13 protein-coding genes are annotated in these 13,194 nt (G+C 65.6%); 5 read left to right on the forward strand and 8 right to left on the reverse strand.

The features are described from left to right. Positions 1-3: 3 nt before the first annotated feature. Positions 4-813: an SDR family NAD(P)-dependent oxidoreductase gene (locus BM066_RS00895; protein WP_026176646.1), complete on the reverse strand. Its 810-nt coding sequence runs from the start codon at positions 811-813 to the stop codon at positions 4-6. Positions 814-1,085: 272 nt separating this feature from the next. Here BM066_RS00895 and BM066_RS00900 point away from each other — a divergent pair, with 272 nt between their 5' ends. Further along, positions 1,086-2,507, forward strand: a complete 1,422-nt coding sequence (locus tag BM066_RS00900; protein ID WP_029669033.1) for an aldehyde dehydrogenase family protein — start codon at positions 1,086-1,088, stop codon at positions 2,505-2,507. 270 nt (positions 2,508-2,777) lie between these two features. Here the strand turns inward: BM066_RS00900 and BM066_RS00905 are convergent, their stop codons facing one another. From BM066_RS00905 to BM066_RS00915, 3 genes are read right to left on the reverse strand one after another with little or no spacing between them, the layout of a single operon-like run. After that, positions 2,778-4,052 (reverse strand): D-arabinono-1,4-lactone oxidase, encoded by a 1,275-nt coding sequence (locus BM066_RS00905; protein WP_018062533.1) that lies wholly within the window; start codon positions 4,050-4,052, stop codon positions 2,778-2,780. A 60-nt stretch (positions 4,053-4,112) separates the two neighbouring features. Next, positions 4,113-4,895, reverse strand: a complete 783-nt coding sequence (locus BM066_RS00910; protein WP_018062534.1) for an HpcH/HpaI aldolase family protein — start codon at positions 4,893-4,895, stop codon at positions 4,113-4,115. 39 nt (positions 4,896-4,934) lie between these two features. Then, entirely contained in the window at positions 4,935-6,236 is a 1,302-nt protein-coding gene (locus BM066_RS00915; protein ID WP_018062535.1) for an amino acid deaminase, read from the reverse strand. A gap of 220 nt (positions 6,237-6,456) precedes the next feature. Here BM066_RS00915 and BM066_RS00920 point away from each other — a divergent pair, with 220 nt between their 5' ends. Both BM066_RS00920 and BM066_RS00925 read left to right on the forward strand, forming a co-directional pair. Further along, on the forward strand, positions 6,457-7,317 hold the full coding sequence (locus tag BM066_RS00920) for an SMP-30/gluconolactonase/LRE family protein (RefSeq protein ID WP_018062536.1): 861 nt from the start codon (positions 6,457-6,459) through the stop codon (positions 7,315-7,317). Positions 7,318-7,399: 82 nt separating this feature from the next. Further along, positions 7,400-8,680 (forward strand): cytochrome P450, encoded by a 1,281-nt coding sequence (locus BM066_RS00925; RefSeq protein WP_018062537.1) that lies wholly within the window; start codon positions 7,400-7,402, stop codon positions 8,678-8,680. Positions 8,681-8,811: 131 nt separating this feature from the next. On the opposite strand, the gene BM066_RS00930 is transcribed toward BM066_RS00925, so the two are convergent. Next, positions 8,812-9,159: a cupin domain-containing protein gene (locus BM066_RS00930; RefSeq protein ID WP_018062538.1), complete on the reverse strand. Its 348-nt coding sequence runs from the start codon at positions 9,157-9,159 to the stop codon at positions 8,812-8,814. 438 nt (positions 9,160-9,597) lie between these two features. Here BM066_RS00930 and BM066_RS25750 point away from each other — a divergent pair, with 438 nt between their 5' ends. Further along, entirely contained in the window at positions 9,598-9,744 is a 147-nt protein-coding gene (locus tag BM066_RS25750) for a metal-dependent hydrolase (RefSeq protein WP_143093619.1), read from the forward strand. Here the strand turns inward: BM066_RS25750 and BM066_RS00935 are convergent. Genes BM066_RS00935 through BM066_RS00945 form a run of 3 tightly spaced genes read right to left on the reverse strand, consistent with a single transcriptional unit; the run spans position 9,716 to position 12,407 of the window. After that, a complete protein-coding gene (locus BM066_RS00935) occupies positions 9,716-11,203 on the reverse strand; it encodes an MFS transporter (protein WP_218150880.1) in 1,488 nt (495 codons plus the stop codon). The genes BM066_RS25750 and BM066_RS00935 overlap by 29 nt on opposite strands. A gap of 52 nt (positions 11,204-11,255) precedes the next feature. Further along, positions 11,256-11,555 (reverse strand): EthD family reductase, encoded by a 300-nt coding sequence (locus tag BM066_RS00940; protein ID WP_018062541.1) that lies wholly within the window; start codon positions 11,553-11,555, stop codon positions 11,256-11,258. A gap of 18 nt (positions 11,556-11,573) precedes the next feature. Continuing rightward, on the reverse strand, positions 11,574-12,407 hold the full coding sequence (locus BM066_RS00945; protein WP_018062542.1) for an oxidoreductase: 834 nt from the start codon (positions 12,405-12,407) through the stop codon (positions 11,574-11,576). 102 nt (positions 12,408-12,509) lie between these two features. Here BM066_RS00945 and BM066_RS00950 point away from each other — a divergent pair, with 102 nt between their 5' ends. Continuing rightward, entirely contained in the window at positions 12,510-13,160 is a 651-nt protein-coding gene (locus BM066_RS00950; protein ID WP_018062543.1) for a LysR family transcriptional regulator, read from the forward strand. The last annotated feature ends 34 nt before the right edge of the window (positions 13,161-13,194 follow it).

Here is a 13,194-nt window from a genome sequence, read left to right on the forward strand (position 1 = left end):
GGGTCAGGCCGCCGAGGCCTGCCACTTTGCCAGCCCATCCTTGCCCATGGCCTCGAGCTGATCGGCGTAGGCGCGCAGCTTCTTGGGATCGACCCCCAAGGCCTTGACCCTTCCGGAGCCAGCCTGCGGCATGCACACCTCGATCGCCTTGCGCTTGATGGCCTTGACGACGGTGTCGGCGACCGTATCGGCCGAAACGCTCGGCGCCACGAAGCACATGACAGCGTCAGGATCGGCCGCTTCCAGCTCGAGCATCGGCGTCTCGGTGGCGGTCGGATGGACGATGGTGAAGTCGATGCCGCTGTGGCGCTCCTCGATGGCCATGCCGTGGTGGAAGGCGCGCAGGGCGTGCTTTGAGGCCCCGTAGATGGCCACCCCGGGGAAGGGCATGAAGGAGGTCATGCTGCAGACCGTGACCAGGTGACCCGCGCCCTGTTTCTGAAAGCGCTTGAAAGCCCCAACCATGCCGGTCACCGGCCCCATCACGTTGGTGTCCATGGTCAGCTGGTGATCGGCGATGGCCACGTTCTTGGCCAGGCCCGTGCGGACGAGGCCGGCGTTGTTGATCAGGACATCGAAGCTGCCGAAACGCGCGATGGTCGCATCGAACGCCCGCTCCCAAGCCGCCGGATCGCGAATGTCGAGCGCGACGGCGCTGGCCCGCTCACCCAGGGTCTGGGCCAGGGCGGTCGCGCCCTCAGCGTTGATGTCGGCCAGCATCACGTTCTGGCGCGCGTGGGCGAGCTTCGTGGCGATCGCCGCGCCGATACCGCTGGCCGCGCCGGTGATGAGGTAGGTCCTCGGCTTTGTCATGTTCTGATTGCTCAATCCGCGGCTGGCCGCGCCGACGACGGCGGGCATTGGGGTGACGGCTGCGGCCATGTCTGCACCTGGCGTCGCCTTGCTATTTAATATAGTAAAAGCTAGATCGTGTGGCTGTCAATCGAACTCGGGCCGAGCCTGAACGCTTCGAGCATAAGCGCTCGATCGCGGTCAGGGCTTTGGATTGGCGGTTGATAGTAAAAACTAAATCGCGGACCGCCGCTGTGGCGCCGATGCGCGATGCGGAACGCCAAGGAGCAGGAATGCGCCAGTATCTGAAGTTCTATATAGACGGTCAGTGGGTCGAGCCGGCGACGCTTTCGCTTGGCGACGTCATCAACCCAGCGACAGAAGCGGTCTGCGGCCAAATCGCCCTGGGCTCGGCCGCCGATGTCGAGCGCGCGGTTGCGGCCGCGACGCGAGCCTTTTCCACCTGGTCGCAGACGAGCCGCGCAGAGCGATTGGAATGCCTGCAGCGCGTCATTCAGATCTATATGTCGCGCGCGGGCGATCTGGCCGAGGCTGTCACCGAAGAGATGGGGGCTCCCATTGGCCTGGCTCAGGCTGCGCACGTTCCGGTCGGCATGGCTCACCTGGGCATCGCGGCCGAAGTCCTCAAGGGTTTTGCCTTTGAGGAGACGCGCGGCGCGACGCGTATCGTTCGCGAGCCTATCGGCGTGTGTGGGATGATCACGCCCTGGAACTGGCCGCTGAACCAGATGCTTTGCAAGGTGGCGCCGGCCTTGGCGACGGGCTGCACCATGGTGCTAAAGCCCTCGGAGATCGCGCCGTTCAGCGGCCAGATTCTCGCCGAGATCCTTGACGCCGCCGGGCTTCCCCCAGGGGTCTTCAATCTCGTTCAGGGCGATGGTCCAGGCGTTGGCGCAGCGCTCGCGAGCCACCCCGACATCGCCATGATCACCTTCACCGGTTCGACGCGCGCGGGTGTCGAAGTGGCCAAGTCCGCCGCGCCGACCGTCAAGCGGGTGGCCCAGGAGCTCGGCGGCAAGAGCCCCCACATCATTCTGGACGATGAAGCCCTTCCGCTCGCCGTCGCGGCGGGGGTCCGTGGGGTCATGATCAATTCGGGCCAGTCGTGCAACGCTCCAACACGCATGCTCGTGCCGCGCGCTCGGATCGGCGAGGCGACAGAGGCGGCCAAGGCTGCCGCTAGCGCCATCGTGGTGGGCGACCCTCTCAGCGGCGCCGACATGGGGCCGGTTGCGTCGCAGGCGCAGTGGGACAAGATCCAGTCGATGATCGAGGTCGCCTTGGTCGACGGGGAAAGGTTGGTGGCCGGAGGCCTTGGCCGGCCCGAGGGCTTGCCGACCGGCTACTACGTCAAACCGACGGTGTTCGCTGAGGTCGACAACAGCGCGCGGATTGCTCGCGAAGAGATCTTCGGGCCGGTCCTGGTGATCATCGCCTATGATGATCTGGAGCATGCGGTCGCGATCGCCAATGACACCCCATACGGCCTTGCCGCGAATGTGAGCGGCGCAGACGTGGCGCTCGCCACCTCGATCGGCGCGCGACTGCGCGCGGGTCAGGTGTCGATCAATGGGGCCAACGACATGGCCGCGCCGTTCGGCGGCTACAAGGCCAGCGGCAATGGTCGCGAATGGGGCGAGTTTGCGTTCCACGACTTTCTGGAAACCAAGGCCCTGATCGGCGTTCCCGCCTAAGCAAAGGCCGCCGCCTTCGCCGGCGGCGGCCTTCGAGTTGCCGGCTAGCCTCCAGGCCTCGGGACCTTGGCGCAGGCCCTTCCTGGAGGTCGTAGATGCCAAGATCACTACGTCTACACTGGAGCCTTTCTGGGGCAGATGGAAACCATCTGACCCAGGTAAAAGGGCTCTAGCTTCTTACACTTGGAGTGCGTTCGGGCGGCCAAGCCGCCCGAACTTTCGCCTGATGCGCTCTGGGCGCCGCGGCGGACGGCGGGCCCGCGCGCCTGTCTACGAGAGCGCCGCGAAGAGCGCGCCCAAATGGCCGTTCAGGAATTTCCCGTGCGGATCGGCGGCCTCACGCGCGGCCAAGAAGCTGTCTAGCCGAGGGTAGAGCGCCCGAACGTCTGCCGCGCCCAGGGTGTGGTGCTTGGCCCAATGGGGGCGACCGCCGCGTGCGCGCAGATGCGCCTCGATGGCGGGGAAGAAGTCTCGCCAGGGGAGCTTGGGAAACTGATGGAACGAGATGGCCGTGCAGGGGCCTTGGCCCTGAGGGCTGATCCAGATGTCGTCCGCCGCGACGGTGCGCACCATCAGCGGAAAGCAGACGGGGAGGGCGTCGGCCCTGACGGCCGCGATCACGTCCTTGACGGCGGCGACGCCCTCGGCCCTGGGGACCTCGTATTCCATCTCCTCGTTGCGCACCACGCGGGTGCTGGGAAAGATCTGGAACGCCGGGCCCTGGCGCGGCGTCGGGTCCGACGGCGCAAAGCTCATCAGCAGCCGCTGAAGATCAGGGATCATCGGCGGCGCGGCCGCCGACATCTCGCAGAACCCGGCCAAAAGCGCCTCATCGTCCTCCTCGGGGGGCTCGAAAGCGCCGCCCGGAGGGACCGGGTTAAGGGTCTTGACCAGAACCTCGTCGGAATAGGGGAAGGCGAAGAACTCGAAGTGACGGTTGTCGGCCGCCAGCGCGTCGAAACGCTCGAGCGCGTCGCCGAGCGGCAGTTTGAAAATCCGCTCCTCAAGATGATAGGCCGGGACGACCTTGAGCTTGATGGCCACCACGACGCCGAGCAGACCCAGCGACAAGCGCAGAGCTTGGAAAAGCTCGGGCCTTTGGGTGGCGCCGCACTCGACCAATTCGCCGTCGGCCAGAACCACTCTGAACCCAAGGGTATGGCTGGCGAGATTGCCCAGGGTTTCGCCGGTCCCGTGCGTGCCCGTCGCGCATGCGCCGCCCAGGGTCTGGGCGTTGATGTCGCCCTGGTTGAGAAGCGACAGGCCATGGGTCCAGAGCTCTGCGGTCAGGTCCTTCAGCGTCGCGCCGGCCGGGGCCCAGACGGACTGTCGGTCTTCAGCGACCTCGAGCGCACCGGGGAGTTGGTCCAGGTTGATCAAGACCTGGTCGGTCAGCCAGAGCGGCGTGAACGAGTGCCGCGATCCGGCCATCCGCGCCTTCGGCGCGGCGCGGACCAGGTCGCAGAGCGCTTCCAGCGTCTGGGGTTGAGCAAAGGTTTCGGGCGCGCACACGACGCCGCCGGACCAGTTCTTCCAAGGACCCATGATATTCTCCTGACAGCCCGTTGGCGAAAGGCGCGTTCATCCGCGCGCCAGTTAGAGACTCTACGGCGCAGCGCGATCGCCGGCGGCGGCGCGGGTGGTGTTCACGGCGGTATAGGCGCTGAAGGCCAGGAGCTCGACATCACTGCTGACGGTGACGATGCCAAAGCCCATCTGGGCCATGCGGGCGGCATAGGCGGGGGTAAGGTTCTGGATCCCGGTGAATTTCCCGCGCGCGGCGGCGGCGGCCAGAACGCGCTCGTAGATGGCCAGGATCTCGGGCTCCTCGCGATCCAGGATCGGCGGAAGGCCCATCGAAAAGCCAAGGTCGCTTGGCCCGACATAGACCCCGCTCACGCCCGGCACGTCGAGGATGGCCTCGAGATTCTCCACGGCCTGGGCCGTTTCGATCTGCGGGAAGATGAGCACCTCATCATTGGCGAATCCCTGGTAGGCCCCCGGCACGCCATAGCCGCCCGCGCGGATCGGGCCGTTGGAGCGTTCGCCCTTCGGCGGATAGAGGCTGGCGCGCACGAGCGCCTTGGCGTCCTCGGCGGTGTTGATCATCGGGCAGATGATTCCCCAGGCCCCCGCATCGAGCACCTTGCCGATGACGCCAGGTTCATTCCAGGGCACTCGGACCAGCGGCGTCACCGGATAGCCGGTCATCGCCTGGAAGCACTCGGCGGCTGAACGATAGTCGTGAAGCCCATGCTGGATGTCGACCGTGATGCTGTCCCAGCCGACCTTGGCCATGAACTCGACGGCGAAGCTCGACGGCAGAAGCGACCAGCCGTTGACGCAGGTCTTGCCCGCCTGCAGCCGCTTGCGGAGCGGATTGGTCATGAGATCCTCCCAAGATGTTTTGAGTTGGCCAGGGGCGGCCTAGAAGTAGGTCCGGATCGAGCCGGTCACGGTGTAGGCGTCGTCCACCAGGTGCAGGACCTGCCACTTGTCGAAGGTCAGGCAGGGGTGGGAGATGCCGACGCCAACGAGATCGCCAACCTGCAGCGGCGAATCCTCCGGCACGTCGAGGAAGGCGTGTTGGTCGCTCAGATTGACCACGGCGTGGCCGTCCGGAACGGCTTGCGGCGAGGCGGCCGGATCGCCCGGCCGATACCAGGTCAGCGGCCTTGGCAGATGGTCATAGGAGACGTCGCGTTTGCCGAACGCCAGGATGACACGGCCCGGCTCGGGGCGTGACTGGACATAGGACCAGACTTCGAGCGCCGGGGCATAGGTCCCGAAGGCCTCCACCTCCGGTGACCGCACCGTCATGCGCCGGAAGAGCTCGGTGTACATCAGCGAGTCGTGTGTCAGATAGCATCCGGCCCGTATGAGGATGATGCGCTCGCTCGGCGCCTGGATCTGGCTGAGCTTGGCGGCGACCAGGTCATAGAAGGTCGAGCCTCCAGCGCTGAAGATGGTCGGGCCGGGCGCGTAGAGCTTTTCGTCGGCGCAGGCCTTGGAGAGGGCCACCAGGCTGTCGAGGAAGGTCTCGACCTTGGCGACCGTTTCCTCCTCGGTGTGCTCGCGGATGATGCCTTCGAAGCCCTCGACCCCGACCAGGGCCAGAGCCTGCGGTCGCGCGGCGACGAAGCGGGCCAGGGCTATGCCCTCTTCGAGCGTCCTGCAGCCGGTGCGGCCGCCCAGATAGCCCATTTCGACGAGGACCTTCAGCGGCCGCTCAAGCCCGTGCTCGACGACCGCGCGAGCCAGCTGCTCGGCGTTGGCCTCTGAATCGACCAGACAATAGAAGTCCAGCTCCGGGTCGGATTTCAGCAAGTCGATGACCAGGCTGATGGCGGCGCGCCCGACCAACTGGTTGGCGAGAAAAAGGCGCTTGAAACCGAAGCGGTGCGCGACCTGGACCTGGTGGGGCGTGGCGACCGTGATGCCCCAGGCGCCATCCTCCATCTGCATGTCAAAGAGCGCCGGCGCCATGGTGGTCTTGCCATGCGGCGCGAGCTTGGCCCCGGTCGCGGCGAGAAAACGCCGCATCCAGTCGCTGTTGTTGCGTAGCGCCGAGGTCTTCAGGACCGCGGCAGGCATCGGCAGATCCTCCCGCAGAAGATTCCAGCCCTGATGGGCGACCTGATCGAGAGGAAGCGGGGCGGCGAGCGCCGGAACGCCCTTTTCGATCGCGTCGAGGTCGCGCTGGGCCGACCTGTCTGAGCGGCTGGTCATCTCGCCTCCATGTTGTTTGTAGCTTTTGCTATATTCCTTGCTTGGCTATATCAAGCGCAATGTCAACGGCCTTGCTCTCCTCGACGCCGCAGGTGCGGCAATAGGCGCCCCGAGGGTGTCGAGGGCAGGGCGCGCTTTAGCGGGATTGACGAACGCGATATAGTTATAGCTATATTTTGCTACGAAGCGCGCCAGCCTGGCGGCGAAGACGGGGCGACATATGAGCAAGGTCTTTCAGACCCTGATTGCGGATCTGGCGTTCGGGGAGGCGCCGCGTTGGCATGATGGTCGGCTCTATGTGGCCGACATGCACGCCCATCGGGTGGTGGCCTTCTCGCCGGGCGGCGGTCTTGAGACGATCGCGCAGTTCGACGCCCCAGTCGGCGGACTGGGTTGGCTGCCGACCGGACAGATGTTGGTGGTCTCCATGCACGATCGGCGCGTGCTCCGGCAGGAGCCGGGCGGCGGTTTTGTCGAGCACGCGAACCTGTCGGAAATCGCCACATGGCACGCCAATGACATGGTCGTGGCGCCAAACGGGGAAGCCTATGTCGGCAACTTCGGTTTCTCCTTGGACCCGCCGATTGACCCGGCCAACGTCAAGATGGCCAAGCTCGCGCGTATTTCGCCGGATGGCGCCGTTGAGGCCGTCGGGGAGGAGCTCTTCTTTCCCAACGGCATGGTGATCACGCCGGACGGTGCCACCCTGATCGTCGCCGAGAGCGCCTCGCGCCAGCTGACGGCGTTCGCGCGCCAGGCCGACGGAACTCTGACCGATCGACGCCTATGGGCCAGCCTGCCGCCAGACGTCACACCCGACGGTATCTGCCTCGACGCCGAAGGCGCGGTTTGGGTGGCCGGGCTGTCGGCCAATGCCGTCGTGCGTATCGAGGAAGGCGGGCGGGAGCTCGATCGCATCGCGACCGACCAGCAGGCGGTCGCCTGCATGCTGGGCGGGGACGACCGGCGCACGCTCTTTGTCTGCACCGCCGATACGACCGACCCGGCGACCTGCAGGGCCCATCCAAACGCGCGACTTGTCGCCGCCCAAGTCGACGTTCCGGGCGCAGGCCATCCCTAGGAGCAAGGCGCCGCGCGGTCAGTCAACAGCTCTAGTGTAATCATCGAACCGCCGGTTCGCGGGAAGAAAGCAAAGGTGCATCATGGGATCACTTTCCAACCGATCGATCGAAGACCTGCCTCTGCTGGGACCGGAGGAGATCGCCGGCTGGGCCAGCGACCTGGAAGGGAGTCTGGAGCGTCTCTTTGATCGCCATCCTGAAGGCCTTGCCCGCGGCGCAGGCTCGCGACTGCTGGTCTTCGGCAGCGAGGCCCTAAGAAGGATCGCCGCCAACGAAAGCGCGGGCAATATGCCCGCCGACATCTTGTCGGCGTCCGCATTCAACATCACCGCCGACGGCGCGCCCATCGACGCAGATGAGCCAGCAGCGCCCTCGCTGGCCAGGCTGGTGGCGAACCAGGTCTTCACCGCCAATCCGCCCCTTCACGGACCGACACGACAGCTTTTCATGCGCCAGTTCATGCCACGGCAACTGCCGCGCTTCGCCGACCTGATCGGCCAAACCGTCTCGACGCTCCTGGTGGAGGCGCATGACAAGGGGGAAGTCGAGTTCGGCCACGACGTGGCCGAACGTCTGACCGCGCGGTTCTGGGCGCAGGTGTTGGGCTTGACGACGGATGAGGAGGCCCGAGCGCAGCGGCTGATCTCAACGATGTCGCCGATGTTCTACCTCGTGCGCACTCCCGAGGAGACGGTGAGCGCCGACGCCGCCGCGGCCGAGTATCTGGCCATGGTCAGCGCCGCGGTGGACCGCAGCCTAGCCCAAGGCGGTCATCCCATCCTGCAGGACATGGCCGCTGATTTCGCCGCCATCCTGGAGGAGGGGCGGCCGGAGAGCTTGGGGATGATGCTGGCGGCGAACCTGATCGATGGTTTCCACACCGCAGCCGTGGCGTCGGTCAACGCCGTTCAGAGCCTGCTGCGCAATCCGGACGTTCTGGCGCAGGTGAGAGCCGATCAGAAGCTTGTGCCGGCGGTGTTCTTCGAGGCTGTCCGCCTGAATCCGCCCGTCGTGCTCACGCAGCGCTTCGCCTTGCGGGATTTCGACTACGAAGGGCTGACCGTGCCGGCGCATACGCCGATCGTGATGTTGTGGATCGCCGGAAACCGAGACCCCAAGGCGTTTACCGATCCCAACCGAATGGATCTGACGCGGCCGCAGCGCGGCGACACGACGTTTGGCGGCGGGGCGCACATTTGTCCCGGCAAAAACATCGCCCGCGCCTTGGTCGAGGCCGTTCTGACGGGCGTCACCGCTCAGGACGTCAGGATCGAGGCCGTCACGGCGACCGATGAATGGACCCCGCGCAGTTCGATGCGTCAGCTTACCCAAATGCCGGTGCGCATCAGCGTCGGCGCCTAAAGCCTTTACCGATAGTCCACAAGCGCGCGGGCGGCGCCCGCGCGTCACTGGCCAGGCGCCGACTTGAGGCTTGGCCTCCGGCGAGACGGAGCGTCCCGTCGAAGGCCAAGTCGCGCAAGCGGTCAGATGCTCTAGCCCATCTTCAGCAGGAAACGCTTGTAGACAGGCTCCACGATCTTCCAGACGCCCTTGAAGTCGGCCTCAACGGTGAAGGCGTCACCGGCCCGCGCCGTGACGGTCTCGCCGCCGTCGGGAGTCAATTCGATCACCCCCTCGACCAGGAAGACATATTCATGAAAGCGCGCCTCGGCCCGATAGGCGCCGACGGTCGAGCGCCAGGTCCCCGTCACGACCGACTTGTCTGGCGACTGATATTCGAACCACGTGGTCATGGTCGGCTCGCCTTCAATGACGGTCCAGCCGTCGGAGATATCGGTTTTGATGACGCCGATCTCGGGCGCGTGAACCGTGACACTCATAGGAACTCCTTTTGGTTCGAGCATGGCGCTTCGATCCGCTGGCGCCTCGAGCCTGAGGCCGGCGCTTTCGGGGCGTCGTGAGCGGTCCTGCTCGTCGAGTTGGCTGAGACAAGGTCGGCAGAAAGAGCCGACATCACATATAGTGAAAGCTATATTTTATAGTGTCAACACGGCGATGTCCCGTTGCGATGCGTCTCCCGTGTGTAAGCAAAGAGGGGGCGTGCACCTCGCTGAAACGCCCGATGCTTCACCAACGCAGGCATCGGCCAAAAAATGACGGCTGCGTCATGATTGTGGACTTCGATATAATTTTTGCTATACAAGCTCGGGTCTGGCGATCAGGCTGGCGAGCAGTCCAAAGCTGGTGCTCCCGGCGCCGCTCGTGCAGATCGGCTACTGCTGTGCGGCACTCGACCCGCCGCCAAAGGAGATACCCAGGTGGTCAGCGAGATCGATCCTCAGCCCGTCGACATGGTGGTGCGCAACATCGCGTTCGAGCCGGGGGACGCCATTAAGTCCGACTGGCTCAACGCCAACGTCTTCAAGTCGGCTTTCTTCAACGCCATGTCGGTTTTATTCCCCTAGAGGGTGTGGCGGAATCTCGCGCGAGCGAGGTTCCGAGCGCCGCGCCGACTCCCAGACACGCGGCGATGCACAGCAAGGCAGCGATGAAGGCCTGGGCTATGGCCCCAGGGTCATGGCGAGGTCCAAGGACGCTGTAGAAGACGCCGCCGACGATGGCGACGCTGAGCGCGGTGCCGACCTGCAGCGTGGAGCTGACCGCGCCGGCGATCATTCCTGAAAGGGCAGGGGTGACGCGTCCGGTCACCATCCGCATCAGCGAGGGCAGGCCCAGTCCCTGGCCAAACCCGATGGCGAACAGGATGACGGCCAGCAGGACGGGCGTGGGCGTGACACCCGCTGGCGTCACCGCGATGAGCCAGGCCAGGGCCAGGAAGCCGACGGTCTCTAGGCCGAGGCCAATCGGATTGAGGTAGGCGCCGACGAGCCGCCTGAAGGCCGGCGTCGACAGCGGTCCCAGCAGGAAGCCTGCCCCAAACGGCAGGAAGGTAAGGCCCGCGCCTAGCGCCGTCGCATGCAGCGCGTCCTGCAGATAGACCGAGAACAGTAGGAAGAAGGCGCCGATGGCGTAGAACAGCAGCGCGATCAACAGCGCGCGGCCCAGCCCTGGCGCGCGCAGGGCGTCCGGATCGAGCAGAGGCGCGCCGCCGGCGCGGGCCAGATGGGTTTCATGACGCCAGAAGACCAGCGCCAGCCCGGGCGATGCGGCCAGCGACAGCCGGGACCACAGCGGCCAGCCGGCCTCACGCCCCTCGATCAGTGGCAGGATCAAGGCGCCGAGCGTGGCGATAGAGAGGGCCACGCCAACAAGGTCCAGTCTGCTGGCGTTGCGGGCGCGGGTGTCCTTCAGCAAGGGGATGCCTAGAACCACGACAAGCGCCGCCACCGGCAAATTCACCAGGAAGATCGCCCGCCAGCCCAGGCCCAGAAGATTCAGCGAGATCAGAATACCGCCCAGGGCTTGGCCGATCACCGAGGCTAAGCCGAAGACGGCGCCGTAGATGCCGAGCGCGAGCGGCTTTTCCCGCTCGGGAAAGATCGCATGCACGGACGCCAGCGCCTGGGGCGCCATCACCGCCGCCGTCACCCCTTGCAGCGCGCGCCCGGCGACGAGCGACCAGGGCGAGCCCGCGAAGCCACAAATTACGGAGGCGGCGGCGAACCCGATCAGCCCGATGAAGAAGACGCGCCCGCGGCCGTAGAGGTCGCCCAGCCGCCCGCCGGTGGTCAGGGTCCCGGCATACAGCGCTGCATAGGAGGATATGACGAGCTGCTCGGCGGAAGAGGAAGCGCCCAGGTCCCCCTGGATCGAGGGCAGCGCGACATTGACGATGAAGAAGTCCAGCGGCGGCAGGAACGCGCCCACCAGCAGGATGATGAACATCGCCCAGCGGCGTGGATCTGGCGCGTTGTCGTCGGGGGACGCCGACGGCGTCGGAGATATCCGTCGGGTTGCGGTCATGCTGACGGCCGCCTTCCTGTCTCAAGGATGAAGTTCGCCACCGGCCAGGTCTTCACAGGGGCAGGGCCAGGCTACGCTGCGGCTTGACCGCGGTGACGAGATCGACGTCGGCCATGACCTGCGCCGTCTCGGGCGAGGCCAGTGCAGCGTCCATGGCGTGCTTGTCGCGGAAGACGCAGGCGGCGACGGCGATCAGGCCGACGCCGTCATCGCCCGGGAAGAAGCCGTCGACGCGCTCAAGGCCGTAAGGACCCCAGCATTGCCGCACGAGCGGCATGTGGACCTTGATCCAATGTTCGCGGTTGAAGGGGGTTTCGGCGTTGCCGGCATAGGTCACGAACATGGTGATCATCGAATAGCTCCTTCAGGGTTAGGCGTCGAAATCGGTGGCGATCGAGAGCTCGCGCCAGGCGGCCACGTCGGCGCGGAACGCTGCGAACTTGCGTTCGGCGACGCCGTGCGCGGCGGGACCAAGCGGCAAGTGCAGCGGCGGGTTCTGCGCATCGACCGCGCGCAGCATGACGGCGACGGCCTTGGCCGGATCGCCCGCCTGCCGCCCGTCGTTGGTGTCGCGATAGTGCAGTCGACCGTGCGCCGTGGCGGCATAGGCGTCGACACGGCGCGCGGCGCTAGCCATGGAGCGGCCGAGGAACTCTGTGCGGAACGGACCTGGCTCGGCGATGATGACGCTGACGCCCAGGGAACGAAGTTCGTCCGCGAGGGCTTCAGACAGCCCCTCCACCGCGAACTTCGTGGCGTTGTAGTAGCCAAAGCCCGCGGAGCCGGAGAGGCCAGCGCCCGAGGAGAGGTTGAGGATACGAGCGCCGGCGCGCTGGCGCAGCGCGGGCAGCGCCGCGCGGGTCGTTTCGATCAGGCCGAACAGGTTCGTTTCAAACAGCGGCCTGTATTCGTCCGGCTCGGCTTCCTCGATTGCGCCGATGAAGCCGAAGCCGGCGTTGTTGACCAGGACGTCCAGACCGCCGAACACGCTTTGCGCCAGGGCGACCGCCTGGGCGGCGTCGCCCGGACGGGTGACGTCCAGGCGAATGCCGCGAACGGTGTCGGGATAACGCTGGCAAAGGGCCTGCAGCGGTTCTGTGGACCGCGCGGTCGCGATGAGACGATCGCCGCGCCGGGCGACGGCTTCGGCGAGCTCCTTGCCCAGTCCCGTCGAACAGCCCGTGATCAGCCAAGTTTTCGCCATCTGCGTCTCCGGATGCGTTTGCAGGTGGAATCTAGGCGATTGAATTCGTTCAGTAAGGGACATTAATGTTCGATCGTTGTTCATTATTGTACGGGTGGAAACATGGAGTGGAGCGACGTCAGAATCTTCCTCGCGATCGCCCGGGCGGGCACGCTGGGCGGTGCGGCCCGGACGCTGGGGCTGAGTCATCCGACCGTTGGACGTCGGCTCCGGACGCTCGAACAGGCCGTGGGTCATACGCTGTTTCAAAGAACGGCCGACGGTCTGGTGCCGACCGAGGAAGGCGCAGCCATCACCGCCCTGGCGGAGCAGATGGAAGACGGCGCTCTGGCCATGGAGCGACGTCTGGTCGGCGGCGAGCAGAACCTACAAGGCAGTCTGCGAATTTCGTCGGCCGACTGGTTTGGCGCCTATGTCCTGCCGCCAATTATAGCTGACTTTGTACAGACCTATCCCCATCTCGACGTCGAGCTTCTCACCGGGACGCGGCTGTTCAGCTTGGCGCAGCGCGAAGCCGACATCGCCTTCCGGATCGTCCCTTTCGACGCGCCGGACATCGTTCAGCGGCGCCTGATCCGTCTGCCCTACGGCGCTTACCTGGCCGCTGACCTGCCTGATCCCGTCTTCGGCGACGGCGCCGGGTATCGCCTCATCACCATGGACACCTCGACCGGACAGTTTCCGTCAGCCAATCTTGTGATTGTTAGCTTGGCCAAACTGGATGCGCCTGCCGACACGCGCGTTTCGGATTAGGTGATCGACAGGCTAAACACAGCCGAAGTCGGTG

This window comes from Caulobacter sp. UNC279MFTsu5.1 (assembly GCF_900114015.1).
GTDB lineage: Bacteria > Pseudomonadota > Alphaproteobacteria > Caulobacterales > Caulobacteraceae > Caulobacter.

Excerpts from the sequence above, each read along its gene's own strand:
- BM066_RS00905 (WP_018062533.1), bottom strand. The coding sequence starts at position 4,052 with ATGGGTCCTTGGAAGAACTGGTCCGGCGGCGTCGTGTGCGCGCCCGAA.
- BM066_RS00920 (WP_018062536.1), top strand. The coding sequence starts at position 6,457 with ATGAGCAAGGTCTTTCAGACCCTGATTGCGGATCTGGCGTTCGGGGAG.
- BM066_RS00935 (WP_218150880.1), bottom strand. The coding sequence starts at position 11,203 with ATGACCGCAACCCGACGGATATCTCCGACGCCGTCGGCGTCCCCCGAC.
- BM066_RS00915 (WP_018062535.1), bottom strand. The coding sequence starts at position 6,236 with ATGACCAGCCGCTCAGACAGGTCGGCCCAGCGCGACCTCGACGCGATC.
- BM066_RS00900 (WP_029669033.1), top strand. The coding sequence starts at position 1,086 with ATGCGCCAGTATCTGAAGTTCTATATAGACGGTCAGTGGGTCGAGCCG.
- BM066_RS00940 (WP_018062541.1), bottom strand. The coding sequence starts at position 11,555 with ATGATCACCATGTTCGTGACCTATGCCGGCAACGCCGAAACCCCCTTC.
- BM066_RS00930 (WP_018062538.1), bottom strand. The coding sequence starts at position 9,159 with ATGAGTGTCACGGTTCACGCGCCCGAGATCGGCGTCATCAAAACCGAT.
- BM066_RS00945 (WP_018062542.1), bottom strand. The coding sequence starts at position 12,407 with ATGGCGAAAACTTGGCTGATCACGGGCTGTTCGACGGGACTGGGCAAG.
- BM066_RS00950 (WP_018062543.1), top strand. The coding sequence starts at position 12,510 with ATGGAGTGGAGCGACGTCAGAATCTTCCTCGCGATCGCCCGGGCGGGC.
- BM066_RS00910 (WP_018062534.1), bottom strand. The coding sequence starts at position 4,895 with ATGACCAATCCGCTCCGCAAGCGGCTGCAGGCGGGCAAGACCTGCGTC.
- BM066_RS00925 (WP_018062537.1), top strand. The coding sequence starts at position 7,400 with ATGGGATCACTTTCCAACCGATCGATCGAAGACCTGCCTCTGCTGGGA.
- BM066_RS00895 (WP_026176646.1), bottom strand. The coding sequence starts at position 813 with ATGACAAAGCCGAGGACCTACCTCATCACCGGCGCGGCCAGCGGTATC.